Source organism: Streptomyces eurocidicus, assembly GCF_002891295.1.
GTDB classification, from domain to species: domain Bacteria; phylum Actinomycetota; class Actinomycetes; order Streptomycetales; family Streptomycetaceae; genus Streptomyces; species Streptomyces eurocidicus.
In genome coordinates, this window is record NZ_LGUI01000011.1 from 292973 (window position 1) to 316499 (window position 23527).

Sequence of the window (23527 nt, forward strand, 5' to 3'; positions counted from 1 at the left end):
GGCGTGAGCGGCACACGGCGGGCAAGTCGAGCGTACGGACTCGGGCGCCGCATCTCACCCGATGGACGCAGATCCGCAGGGCGCTCCCACGCATTAGGCTGCCCCCCGTGGCTGATATCCAGATCCCCGCTGACATCAAGCCCGCCGACGGTCGCTTCGGCGCGGGCCCGTCCAAGGTGCGTACGGAGGCGCTCGGCGCCCTGGCTGCCACCGGAACCTCTCTGCTCGGCACGTCACACCGCCAGGCCCCGGTGAAGAACCTGGTCGGCAAGGTGCGCGACGGTATCCGGGAGCTCTTCTCGCTGCCCGAGGGCTATGAGGTGATCCTCGGAAACGGTGGTTCCACCGCGTTCTGGGACATCGCGACCCACGGTCTGATCGAGAACAAGTCGCAGCACCTGTCGTTCGGCGAGTTCTCCTCCAAGTTCGCCAAGGCCGCGAAGCTCGCCCCGTGGCTCGCCGAGCCGAGCGTCGTCTCCTCGGCGCCGGGCACCCACCCGGAGCCGGTCGCCGAGGCGGGCGTGGACGTCTACGCCCTCACGCACAACGAGACGTCGACCGGTGTCGCGGCGCCGGTCCGGCGCGTCGCGGGCGCGGACGCCGGGGCGCTGGTCCTGGTCGACGCCACGTCGGGCGCGGGCGGGCTGCCGGTGGACATCACCGAGTCCGACGTCTACTACTTCGCCCCGCAGAAGTCCTTCGCCGCCGACGGCGGTCTGTGGCTGGCGGCGTTCTCCCCGGCGGCCCTGGAGCGCGCGGCCCGTGTGCACGCCTCCGGCCGGCACGTCCCCGAGTTCTTCTCGCTGCCGACGGCGATCGACAACTCCCTGAAGAACCAGACCTACAACACCCCCGCCCTCTCCACCCTCTTCCTGCTCAATGAGCAGCTGGAGTGGATCAACGGCCAGGGCGGCCTGGACTGGGCGGTCCGCCGCACGGCGACGTCCGCGCGGGCGCTGTACGGCTGGGCCGAGGCGTCGAAGCACGCGACCCCGTTCGTCGCCGACCCGGCGAAGCGGTCGGCGGTCATCGGCACGATCGACTTCTCCGAGGACGTGGACGCGGCGGCGGTCGCGGCGGTGCTGCGGGCGAACGGGATCGTGGACACGGAGCCTTATCGCAAGCTGGGGCGGAATCAGTTGCGGGTGGCGATGTTCCCGGCGATCGATCCTGCGGATGTCGAGGCGCTGACGGCGTGTGTGGATTACGTGATCGAGCGGCTGTAGTGGGTCGGGGTGCGGGTGGGGGTGCCGCTGCGCGGGGCCTTTTCCCCACCCCGCCCCTTCCCGAACCGGGGCTCCGCCCCGGACCCCGGTCCTCAAGCGCCGGACGGGCTGAATTTCAGCCCGTCCGGCGTTTGAGGACATTCGGGAAGGGGCGGGTAGGGGAAAGCCCCCCTACCCCCGCCGACCCAACCGCACCACAAACCCCATCCCCACCAACGCCGCCCCCGCCACCACCACCCCGAGCAGGGATGAACTGAAAGCGATCCCCTTCGCATCGCTGAGATACCCCGTACCGACCGGCAGGATCCCCGCGAACAGATAACCCCACGCGCTCAGCGCCGCGTTCGCCTCCGCCAGCCGAGGCCCCGGCACCCGCCCGTTCAGCAGCGAGAAGCCGCCCAGCTGGCCCATTCCCTGGCCGATCCCGGCCAGTACCGCCGCGGCGAGCAGCAGCCATATGGACGACGCGCGCACGGCCAGGATCACCAGCAGCATGCCCGCGGCGGTCGCGCCCGTCGCCGTGGCGAGGAGGCGGTGGGGCCGCCACCGGCTCACGAAGAACTGCACGGCGGTCGACGCGCCGAACATGACGAACGCCGAGCCGCCCGCCACGATCCGGTTGGTCGTGCCGAGGAGGTCCGCGAGCATGGACGGGCCGAGGGCCAGCAGGAACGAGGTCCCGGTCATGCCGGGCATGTACGCGGCCAGGCCGGCCAGCAGGTCCCGCCTGTTGGGGCGGGGCACGGACGGCAACCGCAGCCACGAGCCGCCGCCGTCGCGGCGCACCTGCGGCAGGGTCCGGATGACGAGCAGGGCCGACAGCAGCAGGACGGCCTCGGCGACGAACACCGTCACGGTCGGGGCGGGCAGCAGCTGGGCCGCGCAGCCGGCCAGCAGCGGGCCCGTCGCCAGGCCGGTGCCCATGGCCACCGATCCGGCGAGCGACGCCTGCCGGCGCCGGTCGGGGCCGCCGACGTCCGACACCGCCGCCATGCCCGCGGCGACCGCGCCGCCGACCGCGAGGCCGGTCAGCAGGCGCGCGGCGATCAGGGCGGCCACGCTCCCGGCCGTCGCGTACAGCAGGCAGGCGAGGAGGGCGGACAGCACGGCCGGGACGAGGACGGTCCGTCGCCCGTAGCGGTCCGAGAGCACTCCGGCGACCGGCAGGGCCACCAGCAGCCCGCCGATGTACGAGGCGAAGACGACGGTCAGGGTGCCGGTCCCGAAGCCGATCCGCTGCTGCCACAGCACGAACATCGGGGTGGGCGCGTTCGAGAGCATGAAGACGGCGGTCAGGGGCCAGGCGGCGAGCCAGACGCTGCGCCGCCCGGTGCCCCGGTGCCGGGCCGTCCCGGTCTCCTGGACGGCGCTCATGCGAGGCCGCGCAGCAGCGGCAGCAGCTCCTCCGCGGTGTGTTCGAGGGCGGCTCTGTAGCTCGGCTCGTGGAGGTCGGGGGTGGGCAGGCGCAGCACGATGTGGCGGGCGCCCGCCGCGACGTAGCCGCCGACCCACTCGGCGACCTGCTCGGGGGTGCCGCCGAAGATGCCCTGGGTGGTGCGCATGGTGGGCAGGTCGAGGCGGTAGTAGGCGCCGAAGTAGGCCCTCAGCGTCTCCTCGGCCTTCTCGACGCTCCGGTCGACGGCGACCGAGAGGTAGACGGCGCCGGTGACGTCGGACTCGGGGCGCCCGGCGGCCGCACGGGCCTCCTGCACCCGGAGCCAGCCCTTCTCGTAGTGGGCGGCGGTGGTGCTGGTGGGCATCCAGCCGTCGTAGATCCGCCCGGTGCGCTCCAGCATCTTCGGGCCGGAGTGCGCCATCCACAGCGGGGGCCCGGCGGGCCGCTCGGTGACGGGCAGCAGCGCCACGTCGTCCAGCCGGTAGTACTTCCCGTCGAAGGAGACGGGCTCGCCCTCGGCGCCCCACAGGGCGCGGCAGATCTCCAGGGTCTCGCGCATACGGCCCACCCGCTCGTCGAACGGGATCCCGTACGCCGCGAACTCGGCCTGGGTGGCGGGCGAGGTGAAGCCGGAGCCGAGGCCCGCGATCAGGCGGCCGCCGGAGATCCGGTCCAGGCAGGCGAGTTCATGGGCGAGGTGGACCGGCGGGCGCAGCGGCAGCAGCACCGCCGTGCCCAGCCGGACCCGCTCCGTGGTGGTGGCCGCCGCCGTCAGGGCGAGCACCGGGTTCATCCGGGAGCGGGCCAGCGGGGACTCGCCGGCCCATATCGAGTCGTACCCCAGCTGTTCGATCTTCCGGCTCAGTTCGCCGAGGTGACGGGGATAGTCGTTGCGTTCGACGACGGATTCGCGTCCGGGGAGGACGACACCGATACGGAGGTCGGTCGGCGTCTGGGGCACGGTGTTCCTATCTGAGAGGTCCGGCAGGGGTTCCGGCAGGGGTTCCGGCCTTGGTTCCGGCCGGGGATCAGGAGAAGGCCGGGATCAGGAGAAAGCCGGGGGGTCAGGAGAAGACGGCGTCGATCAGTTCACGGGCCTGCGCCGGGTTGAGCCGGGGGTCGCAGAGCGACTCGTAGCGCTCGGACAGCGCGTGCTCGCCGGTGACGGGACCGCCGAGGCACTCGGTCACGTCGGCCGCCGCGGTCTCCAGGTGGAGGCCGCCGGGGTGCAGCCCCTGCTCCTCAAGGACCTTCCGGAAGGTCAGGGCCTCGGCGACGGCGTCGGAGAGGCGGCGGGTCTTGACGCCGGTCGCGGTCTGCACGGTGTTGCCGTGCAGGGGGTCGCTGAGCCAGACGACGGGGTGGCCCGCGCCCTGTACGGCCTCAACGACCGGGGCGACGGCCGACGCGGGCGTGCCCGCGCCCATCCGCAGGATCAGCGTGAGCCGGCCGGGAAGCCGGCCGGGGTCGAGGACCCGGCAGAGGCGTACGACCTGCTCGGGGGTGGCGGACGAGCCGATCTTGCAGCCGACCGGGTTGGCCAGGGCGGCGAGGAACTCCACGTGCGCCAGGCCGGGCTGGCGGGTGCGCTCCCCGATCCACGGGAAGTGGGTCGAGGCCAGGTAGGGGTCCCCGGTCTCCGGGTCGCGGCGCATCTGGGGGCTCTCGTAGTCCATCACCAGGGCCTCGTGGGAGGCCCAGGGCCCGTACGCGTCGGTGCGCGCGCCGTCGAGCGCGCGCAGGACGGCCGCGCTCGCCTCGTACGCCTGGAGCATCCGGTTGGGGTCGTGACGGCGCGCCGGGGCGTTGGGTTCGGGCGAGTTGACGAGGTGGCCGCGGAAGACGGGCAGGTCCACGCCGCCGGCGGTCTCGGTGGGGCGGCTGCGCGGCTTGGCGAACTGGCCGCCCATCCGGCCGATGCGGACGACGGGGTGGCCCGTGCGCAGGGCCACCCGGTCGGCGAGTTCGGCCAGCAGCCGCGCCTTGGCGGCGGTGTGGGTGGCGCCGCACTCGTGGATGTCCTCGGCGCAGTCGCCGGTCTGGAGCACCCGGGCCCGGCCGAGCGCGACTTCGGCGAGCTGCCTCCGCAGGGTCCGTACGTCCTCGGCGGTGGTGAGCGCCGGGGCCGTACGGAGGGCGCGGCGGACCCCGGGGAGGTCCGGGTGCGCGCCCCACTGCGGCTGCTGCTCGGCCGGGAGCAGGTCCCACACCTCGGGGGCCGGGGCCCCCTGGACGGTGAGCGACTCGTTCACCGGGTCCACTCCGGGCCGGGGACGAGTCCTTCGATCTCCACCAGCAGGTCGTCGCGGCACACGGCCACGTTCATGTACATGACCTCGGTGTCGGGGCCGAAGGCCGACCGGCAGCGCTCGCGCACGACCGGCAGGTCCGCCTCGTGGCGCACGTAGACCTTGACCAGGCGGAGGTCCTTGAGCTCGTGGCCGCCGTCGAGGCCCGCGGCGGCCAGGTTGGGGCCGCTGATCAGCTCGGCGATGTTCTCCAGCACGACGTCGGTCTGCGCGCCGACGTCGCCGCGGTGGACGGTCTCGTGGCCGAGGATGCTGGCGGTGCCGGAGACGAACAGCGCGCCGTCGCCCCCGTCGGCGCCGGCCGGGTGCAGCCGGGTGGCGCGGGCGAAGCTCGGCGGCTTCGGGCCGTACTGCTCGGGATAGTGGTACGCGGGGGTCTGCCGCTGGTTCTCGACGTGCCGGGGGCGGCCCTCGCGGCAGGCGAGCAGGGTGAAGGAGATGCCCTCGCCGCGGGTGCCGATGCCGGTGGCGGCGGGCATGTGGCCGGTGCCGTCGCCGTACGACGCGAATGCCTCGGCGCGGCCGGCGACGAAGTCCTGGTAGATCTCCAGGCCTTCGGCGTTGGGGCCGATGATGTCGCCGACGAAGTTCCACATCCGGAAGATGTGGGGGTAGCCGAGCTCGCCCACGAGGGCGAAGGCCGCCTCGTACACCTCGCGCACCGTCTTCCGGTACACCGGGAGCGGTGGGATGGCGCCGGAGATGAAGAGGTATTCGCCGTCGTGGGCGAAGGCCAGGTTGCCGCGGGCTCCGGTGAGGGGCTCGGTGCCGGTGGTCCACACCTCGCGGAAGGAGTCGAAGCCCGGGGAGGCCATAGGAATGGCGAGTTCCGGGTGGCCCTGCCCGGTGAGGGAGAGGGCGGTGCGCTCGCCGAACGCGACCGTACCGAGGACGTGGCGCCCGGGAGCGGGCCGCGGTATAGCGTCGAGCGACGTGAAATGGGCCTGTAATGCGGCGTGTCGGGACATGTGCGAACCCTTCGATGGGCCGTCGCCAGGGCGGCGAGAACGTCAGTGACACCGCAGGGGGTGAGACGAGTGAGCCCTGCGGCGGGCTGTGCTTAAGGTCCGGCCTCGGTCGCGCGGGATCGGTCCGGCGCGTCGACAAGGCGTGTTGAAGGCACAGTTGGGCGCGGCGCAGCGAAAATCTGCCGGCCCGGCTCACTCCCCCCGTGATCGTTTGCCGGTACGACGGTACCCGCGGACGTGTGTGTACGGTCAACTTTTATTCGCCGTCGGGCGGGGTGAGTTGAACCACAAGAGGAGCCGGACTCCCCTTAGTTTTTCGCTCAGTTTTTCCGCGGCTTACTCGCGACCCGCGTGGACGGCGTCCGCTGCCAGGAGGTTCAGCCTCTCGACCGCCCCGGCCGGCCGCAGGGTGCAGCTGCGCCACGTGAGCCCGTTGGGGTGCTGAACGAGCGCCAGCCCGCTGGGCTCCACCTCGACGACCCTGCCGGAGCCGCCCGCGACGGTGTCGACGACAAGGTCGCCGATCAGGGCGCGGGGCACGGACAGCTGGGTGGCCTCAGGGCAGTTGCAGGGGGCGGGGAGGGAGGGAGCGTGGGAGATGAGGTTGAACCCGTGGGCACCGGCGGCGACGTAGAGGGGGGCGGGGGTGGTGTGGGGGTGTACTGCGGGGGTGCGGCGGGTGAAACGCGCTCTCGCCCGGGCGATGAGGGCGGGGATAGGGTTTCGCATGTCATCAGCTCCTGATTGCAGCAGGGTGGGTGACCGTTGCCCCCGGACCGCTAGGACGGTCGCGGGGGCCTTTTGGCGAGCCACAATAGAGAGGGTGTGATGCAGATGTCTACAGTCCTATGCCGACGTTAGCTGCTATGTTCGACTAGGTGTCTATACCTACAGTCGCCGCCGTGATGGAATTCGACCCCACGCTCCCGAAGTGGACGCAGATCGCGCAGGTCATCCGGCAGCGCATCGCCGCGGGCAAGTACCTGCCGAACCACCTGATCTCCGAGACCCAGTTGGAGCAGGAGTTCGAGGTCGCGCGCGTCACGGTCCGCAAGGCCACCCGGGCGCTGCGCGAAGAGGGGCTGATCGTCACCACTCACGGCATGGGTTCATTCGTCACCGAACGGGCCGCCGAAATCGTCAAGTCCTCCACCGACTGAGGCGCACCTTCTCCACGCAGGCGAGAACGCCGTACGCTGGCGCGTACACCGTGCGCTACTGTGGGCTCGAAGCCCATAAGGCCGTAGAGAGGACCCCGCATGCCCGCCGCCGAGCAGCCCATCCCCTCCGTGTGGACGCGTCCGCGCCGGACGCGGGAGCAGCCGGCCCTGAGCCGGGAACAGATCGTGGCCGAGGCCGTCCGGCTGCTGGACGCGGAGGGCGTCGAGGCCCTGAGCATGCGCAAGCTCGGCACCCGGCTCGACGCCGGGGCCACGTCGCTCTACCGGCACGTGGGCAACAAGGACGAGCTGATCGAGCTGGTCGTGGACGAGGTCTACGGGGAGCTGGAGGTGCCGGAGGCCGGTGACCCGGCGGACTGGCGGGCGGCGGTCGCCGGCAGCGCGCACGGCCTGCGGGCGATGGCACTGCGGCACCCGTGGGTGACGTCCGTGCTGGGCCAGGCCGGCCTGTCCTACCTCGGGCCCAACCTGATGCGGATGTCGGACCGCCTGCTCGCCCTGTTCAAGGCGGCGGGCTTCCCGTCGGACGAGGCCGACCAGGCCATGAAGGCGGTCATCGCGTACGTCATCGGGGCGGCGACCAGCGAGGCCGCGTACCTCTCGATGCTCGCCCGCAGCGGCCGCGGCGAACGGGAGTTCCTGGAGAGCCTGCACCCGTCCACCGAGGAGGCCGTCCAGGACCACCCGGAACTGCGCGAGGGCCTCGCGGCCCAGCGGGGAAGGGACCCGCAGCGGGTCCGCGACGAGAACTTCGCGTACGGCCTGGAGCGGATCCTGGACGGGCTGGGGACGCGACTGGGGGGCGGCGCCTCAGCGGGGTGACCGGGCGCGGAGCGGTCTCAGACCAGGACGCCGGTGCGAGCGGCGAGTCCGCGGAGTTCGGTGGTGACGCGTCCGGAGACGAGCAGGCCCGAGACGAGGGATTTGACCGCCGGGCGGGCGTGGGTCTCCTCGGGGGCGTGGTGTTCGGCGGCCAGGAGGGCGCGGACGCAGTCGTCGCGGCGGCCCCACCGTCCGTACGCGGCGGCGATGTCGGTGTAGTAGCGGGCCCGGCGCTCGGTGCTGGGCAGGCTCTGCGGCGCGACGGCCCGGGCGGCTGCGAGTGCGGTGGACGGATCTCCGGCGGAGTTCTCGGCGGAGATGAGGTGGAGCTGGACGGTGGTCGGGCTGAAGCCGCCGCCGTGGTCCCGCAGCAAGACGGTGCCACCGAGTTCCCCGGCGATGGCGGCGGCTTCGCCGGTCAGCTCCCGCATCCCGGCCGCGTCACCGGCCCGGGCGGCGGTGTAGGCGGCTGACTGGATCAGCAGGCCCCGCTCGGCCGCGTGGTCCGGCCCGCCTCCCCGCAGGCCGGGGTGGTCGGCAGCCGTCAGGGCGATGGACATCGCCTGCTCGTGCCAGTCCGCCTTCCGAGCCAGGACCGCGAGCTGGCGGGCAGCCTCCGCGACCAGCAGGACGTCACCCGCGGCTTCGGCGGTCTGACGGGCGCGGTCGGCAGCCATCCAGCCGAGTTGCTGCTCGTCGAGCTTGATCAGCATGCGGGTGGCCAGCAGATAGCTCTGCGCCAGCAGCGCGCAGTCGCCGCCGCTCGCACTGTGCGCGTGGCCGGCGTGGATGAGCCGGGGCAGGCGAACGGCAAGGCTGCCGTACCGGCAGGTGTGGAAGTCGGTGAGCGCGCGGGAGAGGTCGGTGTTCGGTGCGGCGCCCGAGGGGACGGTGATGTCGTGGTGCAGGCCGAGCATCGCGTCCCGCAGCCGGGCAACGAGGATCTTGCCGAGCGCGGCTTCATTCACTGGCGGCCTGCCACTGTGCAGGACCGGGGCACCTGCGGTGGCTGCGACCGTGACCGCCAGGTTCGCCAGCAACTGCCGTCGCCGCACCGGATCCTCACCGTCCTCCCAACGGGCCGTCCCCGCCACCTTAGAGGCGGGAAGGCGTGGGTATGCGGTGGTTGGCCCGATCACGCGCCCATGCCGGATATCCGGCTGAGGGGTCAGGCCAAGCGCCTGAGGCGCGATCCCGAGCGCGTTCGCGAAGACCCGCAGCACCGTCACGTCCGTCAGCGGTGAGATGCCGCGCTCGTACCGGGAGACCTGGGCCGGCGAGTAACCGGTCAGCTTCCCGAGCTGGGCCAGCGTCAGGCGCTGTTCCTTGCGTGTGCGGCGGACCAGCTCGCCGGGATCCGTCTGCGCCCTGCTGCCCGCGTCCATACCCGTCCCCGCTCGTAGCCACGAGCCACGCCGCCCCTCACCGTAGCCTCGCCCGTCCGGACCGGACAGAGACTTTGCACCACGTGCAATCCGCTTTGCAGGCCGCGAGAGCAACCCTCCCACCGGTCTGATGACCGCGGTGTCCTCGAAAGGCAGGTGGTTCGCAGAAGGCGGGCCACCGCCTCGCCTTCGAAGAGGTGCGAAGTGATGAGCGCGATCAAGAAGGCCGCCGTAGTGGGACTCGGCGGCCAGGCCCGCAAGGACCACCTTCCGGGGCTGGCCGAATGCCGGCTCGCCGACCTCGTCGCGGTCTGCGACGTCGATGCCTGCCAAGCCGCCGCCACGGCCGAAACCTGGCAGGTACCCGGCTACACGGACCTGCCCGCGATGCTGGACGCGGTGCGGCCGGACTTCGTCATCGCCGCGGTGCCGCACCACGCCGGCCGGGAGGTCGTCGAAGCGTGTGCCGGGGCGGGGGTGCACGTGATGAAGGAGAAGCCGTTCGCCACCACCCCGCATGAGGCCGCCGAACTGGCCGCGCTGTGCGACAAGACGGACATCGAGCTGATGGTCACCGTCCAGCGCCGCTTCCACCCCGTCTACGCCGCCGCCCGCCAACTGCTGGAGCGGATCGGCGCCCCCTACCTGGTGGAAGGCCGCTACACCTTCCACTGCCCGGACCCGGCCGCCGGATGGCGTGGCAGCGCGAAGCTCGCCGGGGGCGGGTGCCTGGCGGACATGGGCTATCACCTCATCGACCTGCTCATCTGGTACCTCGGGCTTCCCGACCGCGTCCTGGCCGACACCTCGGCGGCCGCAGCGCCGGGCGCGGACTACGACGCCGAGGACACCGCCCTGGTCCACCTCGCCTACGACCGTGGTCTCTACGGTTCGCTGCTGATCTCGTGCTCGGCCGGGCCGAGGACCGAGCGCCTGGCCGTCACCGGCCCCCATGGGGCCGTGGTCGTCGAGCGCGGGACCGTACGCCGCCTCGATTCGGGCGGGCAGGTGGCCGAGTCACTGGTGCGCGAGCCGAGCCGGCCGTGCGCGGCCGCCACGCAGATCGACCACTTCTGCCGAGTCCTGGACGGCACCCGCCCCAACCCATCCGGTCCGGCCGCGCACCTGCCGCACGCCGCGTTCCTCGCCGCCGCCTACGCCTCCAAGGTCACCGCCCGCCCCGCCGACCCGAAGGAGTTCCTGCCGTGAACGGCTCCCCGCTCGCTCTGCTCGGCGGCGAACCCGCCATCACTGTCCCGGGCCCGCACTTCACCTGGCCGGTCATCGCCGAGCCCGACCGCGAGGCCGTGGCCGCCCAACTGGAGGCGGCCGTCTCGATCCCGGACCGCTCCGGCGTCGTCGCCGACTTCGAGGACGCGCTCGCCTCGTACCTCGGCGTGCGGCACGTGGCGACCACCTGCACGGGGACGGCCGCGCTGCACTCGATGTACGCGGCAGCCGGGATCGGCCCGGGGGACGAGGTGATCGTCCCGGCGCTCACCTTCCACGCCACCGCCACCCCTCTCTTCCACCTCGGCGCCCACCCGGTCCTCGCGGACGTCGACGACCGCGGGCAGCTCGACCTCGGCGACGCCGCCCACCGCATCACCGCCCGGACGAGGGCCGTGGTCGCCGTGCATCTGTGGGGGCTGCCCGAGGACATGGACGCGCTGGTGTCCTTCGCCGACGGGCACGGGTTGATCCTGCTGGAGGACGGCTCCCACGCGCACGGCGCCACCTGGAGCGGCCGGCGCACCGGCACCTTCGGCGCCGCTTCAGCGTTCAGCCTCAACGGGCCCAAGCCGCTATCCGCCGGTGAAGGCGGCTTCGTGGCCACCGACGACAACGAGCTGTACTACCGGGTGCTGCTGCACGGCCAGTACAACAAGCGGTGCCGCCGCGAGATCCCCGCCGGCCACCCCCTCGCACGCTTCGCCGTCACCGGCATGGGCCTGAAACTGCGCATCCACCCCCTCGCCGCCTCCCTCGCCCACGCCCAGCTTCCCCGCCTGGACGGTTACCTGGCCGGGCGACAGGCCATCGCGGCCCGCATGTGCGCGGCCCTCGACGGCGTGCCGGGCATCCGGGTGCCGCACGTGCCGGTCTCCGCCCGGCCGTCCTGGTACGCACTGCCGCTGCGCTACGAGCCGACCGAGCTCGGCGGGCTGCCGCTTCAGAAGTTCCTCGACGCCGTCCACGCCGAAGGCGCCACCGAGGCGGACCAGCCGGGCTCTACCTGCCCTTTGGGCACTCATCCGCTGTTCCAGACCCCCGGGGCCCTGCTGCCTGGCTACGCTGACGGCCAGGACCCCGCCGTCGGCGGCTTCCCGTCGGCAGAGTACGTACACGCCACCACCTTCAAGCTGCCGGTCTGGCACTGCGAGGAGGATGTCCGCCTCGCCGACGCCTACACCGCGGCCCTCGCCAAAGTCGCCTCCCACGCGAAGGACCTGCTGTGAGTTCCCCCGACACCGCTCTGCTCGACGTCCTCGCCCGCGCCGCCGAGCGCGACGGCATCACCAAGACCGTCGTCGGTGCCGTCATCGCGGACGACGACGGCAAGGTTCTGCTGCTGCACCGGCCGGCCGACGACTACCTCGGCGGACTATGGGAGCTGCCCTCCGGCGGCGTCGACGACGGAGAGACCCTCGTCGAGGCCCTGCACCGGGAGGTCGCCGAGGAGACCGGGCTGACGGTCACGGCCGTCGGCGGCTACCTCGGCCACTTCGACTACCGCTCCGGCAGCGGCCGCGCCACCCGCCAGTTCAACTTCACCGCCACCGTCGCGGGGGAGACGGTCAAACTCACCGAGCACGACGCGCACCAGTGGGCCGACCACACCCGGCAGAACAAGGTCTCCACCGCCGTTCAGGCCATCCTCGACACCTGGCGCGACCAGGCATCCTGACCGACCCCCGAGCCCGAAGCGGGCCCCGGCGGAACCGGAGTCCAGCCGCTCAGCCCGCCGCCGTGAACACCAGCGACGCGTTGTGCCCGCCGAAGCCGAACGCGTTGGCCAGGGCGGCCGGGACCCGGCCGTGGCGCGGTGTCCCCGCGACCACGTCCAGCCCGACCTCCGGGTCGAGTTCGACGAGGTTGCGGACCGCCGGGACCACCCCGTCCCGTACGGCGAGGACCGCCGCGATCGCGCCGACCGCGCCCGCCGCGCCGAAGAGGTGGCCGGTCATCGACTTGGTGGCCGTCACGGACGGGTGGGTGCCGATCGCCCCGGCCACCGAGCGGGCCTCGACGAGGTCGCCCAGCTGCGTGGACGTGGCGTGGGCGTGGACGTGCGCGATGTCCGCCGGGGCCAGCCCGGCCGCCGACAGGGCCAGGCGCATCGCCCGCACTTGACCGTCCTGGTGCGCGGCCGTGATGTGGTGGGCGTCCGAGGTCACGCCCGCGCCGGCGAGGACCGCGTGGGGGCGGGCGCCTCGGGCGGCCGCGAACCCGGCGCGTTCCAGTACGACCACGCCCGCGCCCTCGCCGATGACGAGCCCGTCGCGGCCGGTGTCGAAGGGGCGGGAGGCGCCCGCGGGGTCGTCGTTGCGGGTGGAGTGGGCCTTGGCCTGGGCGAATCCGGCGATGGGCAGCGGGTGGACGCATGCCTCCGTGCCGCCCGCGACCACGACGTCGGCCCGGCCGAGCCGTATGAGGTCGAGGCCCATGGCGAGCGCCTCGGCGCCGGAGGCGCAGGCGCTCACCGGGGTGTGGGCGCCACCGCGGGCCCCGAGTTCGATGCTGACGTGGGCGGCCGGGCCGTTGGCCATCAGCATCGGCACGGTGTGCGGGGAGACCTTCCGTACGCCCGACGCCTCCAGGACGTCGTCCTGGCCGAGCAGCGTCAGGACGCCGCCGGTGCCGGTGCCGATGACCACGGCCAGCCGCTCCGGCTCCACTTCGGGCCGCCCGGCGTCGGCCCACGCCTCGCGGGCGGCGATCAGCGCGATCTGCTCGCACCGGTCCATCCGCCGGGCCCGCACCCGGTCCAGCAGCTCGCCCGGTTCCTGGCGCAGGCGGCCCGCGATGCGTACGGGCAGTTCCGCCGCCCAGTCCTCCTCGATGACCCGGATCCCGCTCTCGCCGCGCAGCATCGCCTGCCAGGTGGTGGCGGTGTCGCCGCCGAGGGGGGTGGTGGCGCCGAGGCCGGTGACGACGACGGGTTCGCTGGTGACGGTCATGGGGGTCCCCCTTGTGGTGACGGCACAGTTCACCCGTGGTGGCGGGTGGTGCGGGTTTCTGCCTTCGGGTCCACTGTGCCAAGGGGAGGGCGGGGATCGGGGATGGACGATCAACGGAGTCGGGGGTGGGGAGATTGTTGGGTTCCGCTATGGACCGGGCGGGTGACGCGGGGGTGGGCAGGGGCCTTTCCCTTGCCCGTTTCCCCTGCCCTTTCCTCTGCCCTCTGCCCTTTGCCCTTTGCCCTTGCCCGTTTCCCCTGCCCGTTTCCCCCGCCCGTCCCCGCGAGGGGTCCGCGAGGGGTCCGCTACCCCTTCGGGGACAGCCCCGGCGCCTCCCTGACCGGCCCCACGGAGAGATAGGTGGTGCGGTGGAGGAGGTCCCCGGCCCGGAGCTCCTGCGTTCCCCACTTCAGGCCGTCGTTCCGCGCGGTGTCCACGGACTCCAGCGTGTGGAACGCCCCGGTGTCGATGATCAGCCGCCGGTGCCAGGTGCCGGCGTCCATGTCGACAGCCGTGCCGGCGCGCCCGGTGCTGTCCTTGACCCGCTCCGTCACCCGCACCCCGGGAATCCCGGTGAGGACCTCGAACAGCGCGGCCCGCAGCTCCGGTTCGGCGGGAGACCGGGCGAGCAGCTCCTCGACGCCGTCGAAGAGCCCCTCCTCGGCCTCCTCCCCGGTGGCCTTCCCGACGAGCCGGGCCCGCAGCGCCGCCGGGTCGGTGGGCAGCTTCTTGAGCTCGTCCCACATGATCGGATTGCGGTTGATGACGTAAGCCGTCCCCGCCATCTCCACCGGGGTGTACTCCCGGACCGGACCGTCGCCGAACTGCCCGCGGGTGCCGCTCCGGCCCAGCCAGACGGTCTCGTACGACTCGTCCCGCCCCTCGGTGCTCCGGCCCCAGTGGTGGATCCGTACCTTCCAGTACGGCGCCGCCCCCGTCCGCTCCGACGCCGCCGCGGGCCCCGCCGCCGGGGAGACCTGCGCGTCCCCGGAGCCCGACCAGGGCTGGAACGCGACGCCCAGCGCGATCGCCGCGACCGCCGCCGCCGAGACGAGCACGGGAAGGCGCCGCCGCCACGTCCGTACCGGGACGACCGCGGCCACCGGCTCCCGTTCGAGCTCCCACTCAACGGCCGGCCCGGCCTCCTCCGTTTGTCCGGCCGCCGCCGCACGCACCGCGGCCAAGGCAGCCGCGACGGCGTCCGCCGAGGGCGGCGCGACCTTGCCCGCGGCCTTCAGCCGCCGGGCACCGGGGAAGTCGAGGAGATCCCTGTCGTTCATGTCCTGCTGCCCGGTCATGCGAGGTCTCCTGTCAGGGGAAGCGGGGCGGAGGGGACGAGCGCCGCGCGCAGCCGGGTGCGCGCCCGGTGCAGCCGGGACCTGGCCGTGCCCGCGGGAACGCCGACGACGGCCGCGGCCTCGGTGGGGCTGAGCTGCTCCCACGCGATCAGGAGCAGCAGCTCCCGCTCCACGTCCGGCAGCTCGGCCAGGGTCCGGCGCATCAGCGGCGCGACCGCCGCCGCGTCCAGCCTCCGGTCGACGGCGTGCCACGGGTCGCTGCTCGCCTCGCCGGCGAGCGCGGCGGCGGCCGCGGGCCGTTCCTGCCCGCGCCAGTGCGCGGCCAGCACATTGCGGGCCACACCGAACAGCCACGCCCGGACCGGCCCGCGGGCCGCGTCGTAGCTGCCGCGCCCCGCGTAGGCCCGCAGCCACGCCTCGGCCAGCAGATCGTCCGCCGCGCCGGGCGCCCGGCGCGCGAAGTAGCCGTGCAGTGCCTTCGAATGACGCTCCACGAGCGGTTCGAAGGCCGACGCGTCGGTTCCCGAGCGCGCCAGCAGTTCCTCGTCCGTCGCCACGGACCTCCCCTTCCACGGGCCACGCCTTCCGCGGCCCCCACCCCCTTCTTGTCTCCACCTCGCAAAAGCGTTCGCACCCGGGCATTCGGGCGCGTACGACGCGGCGGCCCGCGGTCCTCACTTCCTCCGGAACAGCCTCCGCAGCGACACCACCAGCAACGTCGCCACCGCGAACGTCCCCGCCCCCACCGCGAGATTGCGGTTGCGGTCCCCCTCGTCCGTACCGCCCCCGGACTTCCCGTCCGGCGACGCCCCGCCGCCGTTCTTCGCGCCGTCCGCCGCCCCGGCGGCCGAGTCCGGCAGCAGGTCGCCGTCCAGTCCGATCGGCTGCACCGAACTCCGCTTCCCCTCCGACCCGTACATCAGGGTGCGCCCGTCGAGGGAGAAGGTGACCGACTCGCCCTGCCGCTGGAGCGGTACGCCGGGGCGGCCGATCTCCTCGGGGCGGCCGTCGCGCCAGCGGTACTCGCGCGCGTCGAAGTAGCTCCGCACGACGAGCCGTGTGCCGTCCGGCGAGAACGCGCCGTCCGTGGCCCATACGTCGATGTCCGCGACGCGCCGGAAGGTGTTCACCCCGGACGCGGAGAGCTTCTCCGGTCCGGCGTAGAGGGCGCCCTTCCCGGACCGCTTCTTGCTGACCAGGTACACCCGGCCCGTCCTGGGGTGCACCATCAGCGACTCGGCGTCGCGCGGGCCGTCGTCGTAACGCACGGTGTGGCGGACGGGGGTGACGGTCACGTCGGCCAGCGTCTTCGGCTCGGGGAAGCGGTAGATCCACACCTCCGGCCACCGGCCGCCGAAGTTGTCCCCTATGTCGCCGACGTAGATGTCCCCGTCCGGGCCGATGGAGATGGCCTCCACATCCCGGGGCTCGATGCCGTCGAGGGTGACGGTCGCGACCGTACGGCCCGTGCGGCTGTCCACGGCGTAGACGTACGGACCGTCGTCGCTGTCGTTGTGCGTCCAGTACACGCCCGGGTGCACACGGCTGGCGGCCAGACCGCTGGACTCCTTTATCCGGGGGTCCTCGATGGTGAACGCCTTGGGAGCGCCGTTCCCGTCCGCCGCCCGGGCGGGCGTGGAGAGGACGGAGAGGCCCGGCAGGACGGCGAGGGTGCCGACGGCGCCCAGCGCGACGAGTCCGAGGGCGGCCCGGCGGGCGGGGCGGCGACCGGTTCCGTTTCCGGCGGCGGGGAAGGGCTGGCGCATGGCCCCAAGCCTGCCATCCCCCGGGCCCTCGGTCGGCCCGCCCCGGAACTCCGGGAAATATCGCTCGAACAAGCTGTCTCGCGCACGTATCGTGACCGCGCGCGCCACACGGGACACGGCGCGCCGAACGGAACGAAAGGCTGGGAACGGTGGAGTACAACGGGTGGGCCGACGAGGGGTTCGGCGCCGTCGCGGACGCGTTCGGGCGGAACTTCACCGACCACGGCGACCTCGGCGCGGCCGTCACCGTGTTCGTGGCCGGCCGCAAGGTCGTCGACCTGTGGGGCGGCACGGCCGACGAGCGCACCGGCCGGCCCTGGGAGCGGGACACCGCGGTCCCCGTCCTGTCCGCCGCCAAGGGCATCGTCGCCGTCTGCGCCCACCTCCTCGCGCAGGAGGGCCGACTGGACCTCGACGCGCCGATCGCCGACCACTGGCCGGAGTTCGCGCGGCACGGCAAGGAGCGGATCACCCCGCGCATGGTCCTCGCCCACCGCGCCGGGCTGCCCGTCATCGACCGGCCGCTGACCTTCGAGGAGGTCCTCGCCTGGACGCCGGTGGTGCGCGCCCTGGAGGAGCAGGCCCCGTACTGGGAGCCCGGCACCGCGCACGAGTACCACGGGCACACCATGGGCTGGCTGATCGGCGAGGTGATCCGCCGGATCACGGGCCGCACCCCCGGCGCCCACTTCCGCGCGGCCGTCGCCGACGGACTGGGGCTGACCACCTGGATCGGCGTCCCGGAAGCCGAACTCCCGGGCCTGGCCCGCCTGGCCGAGGGGCCCGAACCGTACCCGGAGCTCCCGGCCGACTCCCTCTTCGCGCGGATCCTCACGATGGAGGGGACGCTCGTCTTCCCCGGCATCGACCACCCGCGCGGCCGGAACTCCCCCGCCGTACTCGCCGCCGAGATCCCCGCCACGGGCGCGGTGTCGTCCGCCCGCGGCCTGGCCACGCTCTACGCGGCGGTCGCGACCGGCGTCGACGGCTCGCCGCGGCTGCTCGGCCGGGAGACCCTCACCGACGCCCTGCGCGTACGGACCGACGGGCCCTCGTGGTCGGGCTTCCCGGACATGGGCGTGCACTGGGGCAGCGGTTTCAACGTCGCGACGGAGAGCGTGCCGCTGCTGGGGCCACGCAGCTTCAGCAACGAGGGGGCGGGCGGGCACTTCGCCCTGGGGGACGACGAGGCGGGGGTCGGCTTCGCGTATGTGACGAACCGGATGGTGGGTGGGGAGGATCCTCGGGGGCCGTTGCTGGTTTCGGCTGTGCGGGGGTGTGTGGCGGGGTGAGGGTGAGGGTGCGGCGGGCCTTTCCCCAGCCCGCCCCTTCCCGAATGTCCTCAAGCGCCGGACGGGCTGGAAATCAGCCCGTCCGGCGCTTGAGGACACCGCGCGTCAGCGCGGAAGGGGGGCTGGGGGCGCAGCCCCCAGTTCGGGAAGGGGCGGGCTGGGGAAAGAAAACCCGCCACTCCTTCGGGTGGCCACCTACCTCACGCGGAGTAATCCCCACCCCCCGCGGACAGCCTCCCCCAGCCCCCCCGCGAACGAAGGGACCCCGCCCATGAAGCCGCACGAGACCTACGAGCCACCCGTACTCGAAGAGCTCGGCCGCTTCGCCGAACTCACCCGGGGCGGACCGGAGGAAGCCGGAGGCACGGCCCGCGTCCCCCGGACCGGGGCCCTGGCCGGACCCCCGGCCGCGAACCGCAGCCCCGCACCCACGCCGGGGACCCCCTGAGGACCGACCTGAGAGGAGCCCCATGAGTGTGCTCACCCTGCACCCCGACGTGTCCGCCGCCGACACCGAGGACGGAATGGTGCTGCTCGACGAAGTCGCCGGTCGCTACTGGCAGCTCAACGGCACCGGAGCGACCGTGCTTCGCGCCCTGCTCGACGGCGCCACCCCACGGGAGGTGGCGCACTCGCTCGCCGAGCGCTATCCGGGCCTGACCACCGAGCGGACGAACAGCGACGTGGCCGCGCTCATCAACTCCCTCTCCGAAGCCCGCCTGGTGGTGACCGCGTGAGTCGGCCGGTGGTCCCGGAGCCCCGGGAGCCCGTGCCGCTCCGCCGCCGCCCGGCGGCCCTGCTGGCGGTCGGCGCCGCCCGGCTGCTCACCCTGTTCCCGCCCCGCCGCATCCGCCGCGCCCTGACGCTGGCCCGGCGCGGCGCGGCCCCCGCCACGGCGGAGGAGGCCCTGGCGGCCAGGCGCGCCGTCGTCGGGCTGAGCACGCGGTGCGCGGGCGAGGGCTGTCTCCAGCGCTCCATAGCCACGGCGCTCCTGTGCCGGATGCGCGGGGTGTGGCCGGACTGGTGCACGGGTGTGCGTACGGGTCCGTTCCGCGCCCACGCGTGGGTGGAGGTGGCGGGCCTGCCCATCGGGGAGACGCACTCGCCGGGCTACTTCCACCGGCTCATGGTCGTGCCGAGCGGAGCGGTCCGGGAGCGGCCGTGACGGCGCCCGGGGGCGGAGGTCGGGGGCCGGGGGCCGGCCGGGAGTCGGCCGGGAGTCGGCCGGGAGTCGGCCGGGAGTCGGCCGGGAACCGTCACCGGTTCAGCGTGAACGAGACGTCGTCGATGAACCACGACGTGGCCGCGATCCCGACGAAGACCCGTCCGCTGCCGCTCCCCTCCTGCCGGGCCGGGGAGAAGAGATTGCGGACGGCCTTGCCCGTGTCCGTCTCCCTCGCCCGGGTACGGCCGGGGTCGACGCGGGTGAACGTCCTGTCCGACGTGAGGTCGGAGACCTCGTCCGTGTTGTAGACGAGGTGATCGTCCGTCGTGGTCAGCACGTCCGGTCCGCTGCCGCCCGTGGCCCGGCCCGTCATCGTCAGGGTCGCGGACCCGATCCGCGAGCGGCTGGGGGCGTCGCAGGTCAGCCGGCCGACGCCGGTGGCGGCGCCGTCGGGCCTGACGTCCATGCGGAGGGAGCCGTGGCAGCGCAGGGCGACGGCGGCCTTACCGTCCCCGGCGCCCTCCACCCGCCCGTCGGCGGCGGCCGCGCCCGGACCCGCCGGGGCGAGCGTGAGCGTGAGCGCACCGGCCGCGACCGCCCCGGCCAGCAGCCGGCGGGCGGTGGCGCGGCGCGGGGTGGGCGGGGCCTTCAGGGCCTTCGGGGCCTTCGGGGCCTTCGGAACCGACAACTTCGAGATCATGGCGAATCCTTCTCATCGGAGGGCTCCCGACGCGTCGCGCCGGGGTCCGGATGGGACGAGGCCCGGATGGGACGGGATCCGGGCGCCCGGGGCACACACGCACCGCTCGCTCCGGGAGAGGAACGGGCGCGTACGCCCCCTCCGCTCCCCGCGGGGTACGGGGCACATCGCTCGCCCAGGAGCGTGCTCCCGCCGCATCCCCATCGAAACCCATACGGGGTCACTCTTACGGGTGAACGCATCCGGAAGGCCCAAACCCGATTCCCTCGACGGAACCCGGCCCGGACCAGCCACTTTCGCCCCACCGGGCACACCGGACTCACACTGCCCCTCGCTGTCGCCCGGGTCACTCTCGTACCACCGCCACACGCGAGGAAGGAAGCGGACACCATGTTCACGAACACCAAGGCGTTCAGCGGCTTCGCCGTGGACGACATCGAGCGCGCCAAGGACTTCTACCACCGGACGCTCGGCCTCCGGGTCACCGAGGAGTACGGGCTCCTGACGCTGCACATCACCGGCGGCACGGAGGTCCTCGTCTATCCCAAGCCCGGCCACACGCCCGCGACCTTCACCATCCTCAACTTCCCCGTCGACGACATCGACCGGGCCGTCGAAGAGCTGACCTCGCGCGGGATCCGCTTCGAGCGGTACGAGCAGTTCGAACAGGACGAGAAGGGGATCTTCCGGCAGGAAGGACCGCCCATCGCCTGGTTCACGGACCCCGCCGGGAACGTCCTGTCCGTGCTCCAGGCGGCCGGGCCGCACCCCGCCCCGTGAGGCCGATAGCCTGACCGTATGCGGATCATGTTCGTCGGCGACTCGATGACCATCGGTAGCGTCGGTGACTACACATGGCGGTACCGCATGTGGCAGCACCTCAACGCCTCCTACGGCGGCCCCTACAAGATCGTCGGGCCGCGCGCCGAGCTGTACGACCCCTCCGTCGACGCGCCCGGTTCGCTCGCCTACGGCGACCCCGCCTTCCCGGCCCGCGCCCAGGCGCACCTGGCCGGCTGGGGCGAGGGCTGGCTGCACATGGCCCCGCTGATCGGGGACGCCGTCCGGGCGGGCAAGGCCGACACCCTGCTGGTCTCCCTCGGCCTGATCGACCTCGGCTTCTACACCGACGCCGAACAGACCGCCGAGAACGTCCACCGCTTCCTCGCCGCCGCCCGCGAGGCCAATCCGCGCGTCCGGGCGGTACTGCTGCCCGTGATCCACAACGTGCGGGCGCTCAACGACCCGCCCTTCGCCGCCCAGTGCGAGCGCTTCAACGAGCTGCTGGGCAAGGCGGTCGCCGAGCTGGACTCGCCGGCGTCGCCGCTGCTGCTGGCGTCCGCGCCGGAGGGGTGGGACATCGACCGCGATACGTATGACGGGACGCATCCCAACGCGGAGGGGGAGCATCGGCTGGCGGGGGCGTTCGCGGGGGCGATGCATCAGGCGTGGGGGGTGGCGGGGCCGTACGAGCCTGTGCGGGACTGACCTGGCGGTCGGCGGGGGTTTTCCCCTACCCGCCCCTTCCCGAATGTCCTCAAACGCCGGACGGGCTGAATTTCAGCCCGTCCGGCGTTTGAGGACACCGCGCGGAGCGCGGAAAAGGGGGCCCGGGGGCGAAGCACCCGGTTACGGGAAGGGGCGGGGTGGGGAAAAAGCCCGCCGCAGGCGCACGCACCCCGCCACGCCGTCACCCACAAGCACCCTTGCCTCAAGCGCACTCCAAGGCGTTGGCTAGGCCACTATGGAGTACACGCAGCTCGGACGCACAGGTCTCAAGGTCAGCCGCATCGTCCTCGGCACGATGAACTTCGGACCTCAGACGGACGAGGCCGACAGCCACGCCATCATGGACGCCGCACTCGACGCGGGCGTCAACTTCTTCGACACCGCCAACGTCTACGGCTGGGGCGAGAACAAGGGCCGCACCGAGGAGATCATCGGCAGCTGGCTCGCGCGCGGTGGCGGGCGGCGCGAGAAGGTCGTCCTCGGCACCAAGGTGTTCGGGAACATGGGCCCGGACGGCGCCGACTGGCCGAACCACGACCGGCTGTCCGCCGTGAACATCCGGCGCGCCGTCGACGCGAGCCTCAAGCGGCTGCAGACCGACCACATCGACCTCTACCAGTTCCACCACGTCGACCGGACCACGCCGTGGGACGAGATCTGGCAGGCGATCGACGTCCTCGTCCAGCAGGGCAAGATCCTCTACGCGGGCTCCTCCAACCACGCCGGCTGGCACATCGCCCAGGCCAACGAGGCGGCGCGGCGGCGCGGCTCGTACGGGCTGGTCAGCGAGCAGTGCCTGTACAACCTCGCCGAGCGGCGGGCCGAGATGGAGGTCGTCCCGGCCGCCGAGGCGTACGGGCTCGGGGTCATCCCCTGGTCGCCCCTGCACGGCGGGCTGCTCGGCGGCGTCATCCGCAAGGAGCGGGAGGGCGGCAGCGGCCGCGCCGCGTCCGGCCGGTCGGCCGACGCGCTCGCGAACACCAAGGTCCGTGAGCAGGTCCAGGCGTACGAGGACCTGCTCGACAAGCACGGTCTGGAGCCCGGCGAGGTGGCGCTCGCGTGGCTGCTGACCCGGCCCGGCGTCACCGGGCCGATCGTCGGGCCGCGTACCGGCGACCAGCTGTCCTCGGCGCTGCGCGCCGTCGAGCTGAAGCTGTCGGAGGAGCTGCTGACCGAGCTGGACGGGATCTTCCCGGGCCCGGGGCCTTCGCCGGAGGCGTTCGCCTGGTAGCGGTGACCTGCCGGGGGTGGGTGGGTGCGGGTGCGGGTGGCTGGGGGGGGTGCCGCTGCGCGGGGCCTTTTCCCCACCCCGCCCCTTCCCGAACGGGGCTCTGCCCCGGACCCCGGTCCTCAAGCGCCGGACGGGCTGAGTTGTTGCCCGGAACCGGGCGAAAAGCCGAGCTCGGACCGGGCGAAAATCCAGCCCGGCTGGGGGCACCTCCTGGGGGCACCCCCAGCGGTAGCTGGGGGAGGTAGCTGGGGGAGCTTGAGGCCACCGCGCGTCAGCGCGGAACGGGGGCCCGGGGCGCCAGCCCCGGTTACGGGAAGGGGCGGGGCGGGGACAAAGCCCGCCGCAGGCGCCCACCCCCGCGTCACCACATCACTTCACAGCCGACACCACGGCGACGACGACGAGCATCACGGCGAGCACACCGGTCATGATCCGGTTCCTGGTCTTGGGGTCCACCCCTTGAGCGTAACCGCCGGGTCCGCGGGCTCAGCCACCCAGCCCCCAGGAAGCCACCGTCGTATAGCGGGGGCGTTCGCCGGGTACGCCCGAGGCCGGGAGGGTGCTGCGGACGAGTGCGAGCCGGTCGGCGGTCCACGGTGCGCCGGTGAAGTCCGCCAGGTGCTCCGTGTACGCGCCCAGGTGCACCGGGCCCGCCGCGCGGGCGAGCGTGAGGTGGGCGCGGAAGGGGTGCTTCCCGTCCGCCTCGACACCGGCCCGGCGGGCGCCCGCGGCGGTGGAGCGGGCCAGGTCGCGCAGGGTGGTCAGCTCGCCCTCGGCGCCGACCCACAGGATCTTGTCGCCGAACCGGCCGGCCCGGGCGAAGCGCAGTGTGTGCGGCGGGTGCCGGTGCGCGGCCCGCGCCAGGCGCTCGGTGAGTCCGGGGAGCAGGGCCTCGTCGACCTCGCCGAGGAAGGCGAGGGTGAAGTGCCAGGTCGTGGGCTCGGTCCAGCGGAGGCGGTCGGCGCCGGGGAGGGTGTGGAGGGGGGCGAGTGCGGCTGCCAGCTCGGTGACGGCGGGCTGGGGCGGGATGACTGCTGCGAAGAGTCGCATGGGGTCAGTGTGGCGGGGCCGGTGGGTGCGGGTGGGGGTGCGGGGCTT

The 23527-nt window shown here is 73.2% G+C and carries 25 protein-coding genes; 13 read left to right on the forward strand and 12 right to left on the reverse strand.

The window, feature by feature from the left end; translation table 11 throughout:
- Window positions 1-107 precede the first annotated feature (107 nt).
- A complete protein-coding gene (gene serC / locus AF335_RS29160) occupies window positions 108-1226 on the forward strand; it encodes a phosphoserine transaminase (protein WP_102921419.1) in 1119 nt (372 codons plus the stop codon).
- 171 nt (window positions 1227-1397) lie between these two features.
- Here the strand turns inward: serC and AF335_RS29165 are convergent, their stop codons facing one another.
- From AF335_RS29165 to AF335_RS29185, 5 genes are all read right to left on the reverse strand, one after another.
- A complete protein-coding gene (locus tag AF335_RS29165) occupies window positions 1398-2600 on the reverse strand; it encodes an MFS transporter (protein ID WP_102921420.1) in 1203 nt (400 codons plus the stop codon).
- Window positions 2597-3583 (reverse strand): LLM class flavin-dependent oxidoreductase, encoded by a 987-nt coding sequence (locus AF335_RS29170; protein WP_170127830.1) that lies wholly within the window; start codon window positions 3581-3583, stop codon window positions 2597-2599. The genes AF335_RS29165 and AF335_RS29170 overlap by 4 nt, the downstream gene beginning before the upstream one ends.
- Before the next feature lie 103 nt (window positions 3584-3686).
- Window positions 3687-4874, reverse strand: coding sequence for a 3-deoxy-7-phosphoheptulonate synthase (locus AF335_RS29175; RefSeq protein ID WP_244927198.1), 1188 nt, complete (start codon window positions 4872-4874; stop codon window positions 3687-3689).
- Window positions 4871-5899 carry an FkbO/Hyg5 family chorismatase gene (locus AF335_RS29180; protein ID WP_102921422.1) on the reverse strand — a complete coding sequence of 343 codons (1029 nt, stop codon included), beginning with the start codon at window positions 5897-5899 and terminating at the stop codon, window positions 4871-4873. Before AF335_RS29180 ends, AF335_RS29175 begins: the two co-directional genes overlap by 4 nt.
- Before the next feature lie 336 nt (window positions 5900-6235).
- Window positions 6236-6628: a hypothetical protein gene (locus AF335_RS29185; protein ID WP_102921423.1), complete on the reverse strand. Its 393-nt coding sequence runs from the start codon at window positions 6626-6628 to the stop codon at window positions 6236-6238.
- Window positions 6629-6777: 149 nt separating this feature from the next.
- Between AF335_RS29185 and AF335_RS29190 the strand changes: the two genes are divergently transcribed.
- Together AF335_RS29190 and AF335_RS29195 are read left to right on the forward strand one after the other, a co-directional pair.
- Entirely contained in the window at window positions 6778-7059 is a 282-nt protein-coding gene (locus AF335_RS29190) for a GntR family transcriptional regulator (RefSeq protein WP_376697809.1), read from the forward strand.
- 99 nt (window positions 7060-7158) lie between these two features.
- A complete protein-coding gene (locus AF335_RS29195; RefSeq protein WP_102921425.1) occupies window positions 7159-7902 on the forward strand; it encodes a TetR/AcrR family transcriptional regulator in 744 nt (247 codons plus the stop codon).
- Window positions 7903-7919: 17 nt separating this feature from the next.
- Here the strand turns inward: AF335_RS29195 and AF335_RS29200 are convergent, their stop codons facing one another.
- Complete coding sequence (locus tag AF335_RS29200) at window positions 7920-9287, reverse strand: helix-turn-helix domain-containing protein (protein ID WP_102921426.1); 1368 nt, start codon at window positions 9285-9287, stop codon at window positions 7920-7922.
- Window positions 9288-9494: 207 nt separating this feature from the next.
- Between AF335_RS29200 and AF335_RS29205 the strand changes: the two genes are divergently transcribed.
- From AF335_RS29205 to AF335_RS29215, 3 genes are read left to right on the forward strand one after another with little or no spacing between them, the layout of a single operon-like run.
- Window positions 9495-10496: a Gfo/Idh/MocA family protein gene (locus tag AF335_RS29205; RefSeq protein WP_102921427.1), complete on the forward strand. Its 1002-nt coding sequence runs from the start codon at window positions 9495-9497 to the stop codon at window positions 10494-10496.
- A complete protein-coding gene (locus AF335_RS29210; RefSeq protein WP_102921428.1) occupies window positions 10493-11746 on the forward strand; it encodes a DegT/DnrJ/EryC1/StrS family aminotransferase in 1254 nt (417 codons plus the stop codon). The genes AF335_RS29205 and AF335_RS29210 overlap by 4 nt, the downstream gene beginning before the upstream one ends.
- Window positions 11743-12195: an NUDIX hydrolase gene (locus tag AF335_RS29215; RefSeq protein ID WP_102921429.1), complete on the forward strand. Its 453-nt coding sequence runs from the start codon at window positions 11743-11745 to the stop codon at window positions 12193-12195. Before AF335_RS29210 ends, AF335_RS29215 begins: the two co-directional genes overlap by 4 nt.
- Before the next feature lie 49 nt (window positions 12196-12244).
- On the opposite strand, the gene AF335_RS29220 is transcribed toward AF335_RS29215, so the two are convergent.
- The 4 genes from AF335_RS29220 to AF335_RS29235 form a co-directional block, all read right to left on the reverse strand.
- A complete protein-coding gene (locus tag AF335_RS29220) occupies window positions 12245-13468 on the reverse strand; it encodes a beta-ketoacyl-[acyl-carrier-protein] synthase family protein (RefSeq protein WP_102921430.1) in 1224 nt (407 codons plus the stop codon).
- Window positions 13469-13773: 305 nt separating this feature from the next.
- Window positions 13774-14766 (reverse strand): hypothetical protein, encoded by a 993-nt coding sequence (locus AF335_RS29225; RefSeq protein WP_102921431.1) that lies wholly within the window; start codon window positions 14764-14766, stop codon window positions 13774-13776.
- The gene (locus AF335_RS29230) at window positions 14763-15323 is read right to left on the reverse strand and encodes an RNA polymerase sigma factor (protein WP_102921432.1); all 561 of its coding nucleotides are present in this window, start codon (window positions 15321-15323) and stop codon (window positions 14763-14765) included. Before AF335_RS29230 ends, AF335_RS29225 begins: the two co-directional genes overlap by 4 nt.
- Window positions 15324-15440: 117 nt before the next feature.
- Window positions 15441-16532: a TolB-like translocation protein gene (locus AF335_RS29235; protein ID WP_228773350.1), complete on the reverse strand. Its 1092-nt coding sequence runs from the start codon at window positions 16530-16532 to the stop codon at window positions 15441-15443.
- Window positions 16533-16681: 149 nt separating this feature from the next.
- Here AF335_RS29235 and AF335_RS29240 point away from each other — a divergent pair, with 149 nt between their 5' ends.
- From AF335_RS29240 to AF335_RS29250, 4 genes are all read left to right on the forward strand, one after another.
- Window positions 16682-17824, forward strand: coding sequence for a serine hydrolase domain-containing protein (locus AF335_RS29240; protein WP_102921433.1), 1143 nt, complete (start codon window positions 16682-16684; stop codon window positions 17822-17824).
- 271 nt (window positions 17825-18095) lie between these two features.
- Window positions 18096-18272 (forward strand): lasso RiPP family leader peptide-containing protein, encoded by a 177-nt coding sequence (locus AF335_RS33865; protein WP_107503500.1) that lies wholly within the window; start codon window positions 18096-18098, stop codon window positions 18270-18272.
- 22 nt (window positions 18273-18294) lie between these two features.
- A complete protein-coding gene (locus AF335_RS29245) occupies window positions 18295-18561 on the forward strand; it encodes a lasso peptide biosynthesis PqqD family chaperone (protein ID WP_102921434.1) in 267 nt (88 codons plus the stop codon).
- Window positions 18558-18989 (forward strand): lasso peptide biosynthesis B2 protein, encoded by a 432-nt coding sequence (locus AF335_RS29250; RefSeq protein WP_102921435.1) that lies wholly within the window; start codon window positions 18558-18560, stop codon window positions 18987-18989. The genes AF335_RS29245 and AF335_RS29250 overlap by 4 nt, the downstream gene beginning before the upstream one ends.
- A gap of 91 nt (window positions 18990-19080) precedes the next feature.
- On the opposite strand, the gene AF335_RS29255 is transcribed toward AF335_RS29250, so the two are convergent.
- On the reverse strand, window positions 19081-19689 hold the full coding sequence (locus AF335_RS29255; protein ID WP_102921436.1) for a hypothetical protein: 609 nt from the start codon (window positions 19687-19689) through the stop codon (window positions 19081-19083).
- Between the two features lie 390 nt (window positions 19690-20079).
- Here AF335_RS29255 and AF335_RS29260 point away from each other — a divergent pair, with 390 nt between their 5' ends.
- The 3 genes from AF335_RS29260 to AF335_RS29270 all read left to right on the forward strand — a co-directional run bounded on the left by AF335_RS29260 (window position 20080) and on the right by AF335_RS29270 (window position 22429).
- On the forward strand, window positions 20080-20469 hold the full coding sequence (locus AF335_RS29260; RefSeq protein ID WP_102921437.1) for a VOC family protein: 390 nt from the start codon (window positions 20080-20082) through the stop codon (window positions 20467-20469).
- Window positions 20470-20487: 18 nt separating this feature from the next.
- On the forward strand, window positions 20488-21177 hold the full coding sequence (locus AF335_RS29265; protein WP_102921438.1) for a GDSL-type esterase/lipase family protein: 690 nt from the start codon (window positions 20488-20490) through the stop codon (window positions 21175-21177).
- Window positions 21178-21433: 256 nt separating this feature from the next.
- Window positions 21434-22429, forward strand: coding sequence for an aldo/keto reductase (locus AF335_RS29270; protein ID WP_102921439.1), 996 nt, complete (start codon window positions 21434-21436; stop codon window positions 22427-22429).
- Window positions 22430-22915: 486 nt separating this feature from the next.
- Here the strand turns inward: AF335_RS29270 and thpR are convergent, their stop codons facing one another.
- Window positions 22916-23479: an RNA 2',3'-cyclic phosphodiesterase gene (gene thpR / locus AF335_RS29275; protein ID WP_102921440.1), complete on the reverse strand. Its 564-nt coding sequence runs from the start codon at window positions 23477-23479 to the stop codon at window positions 22916-22918.
- Window positions 23480-23527 lie beyond the last annotated feature (48 nt).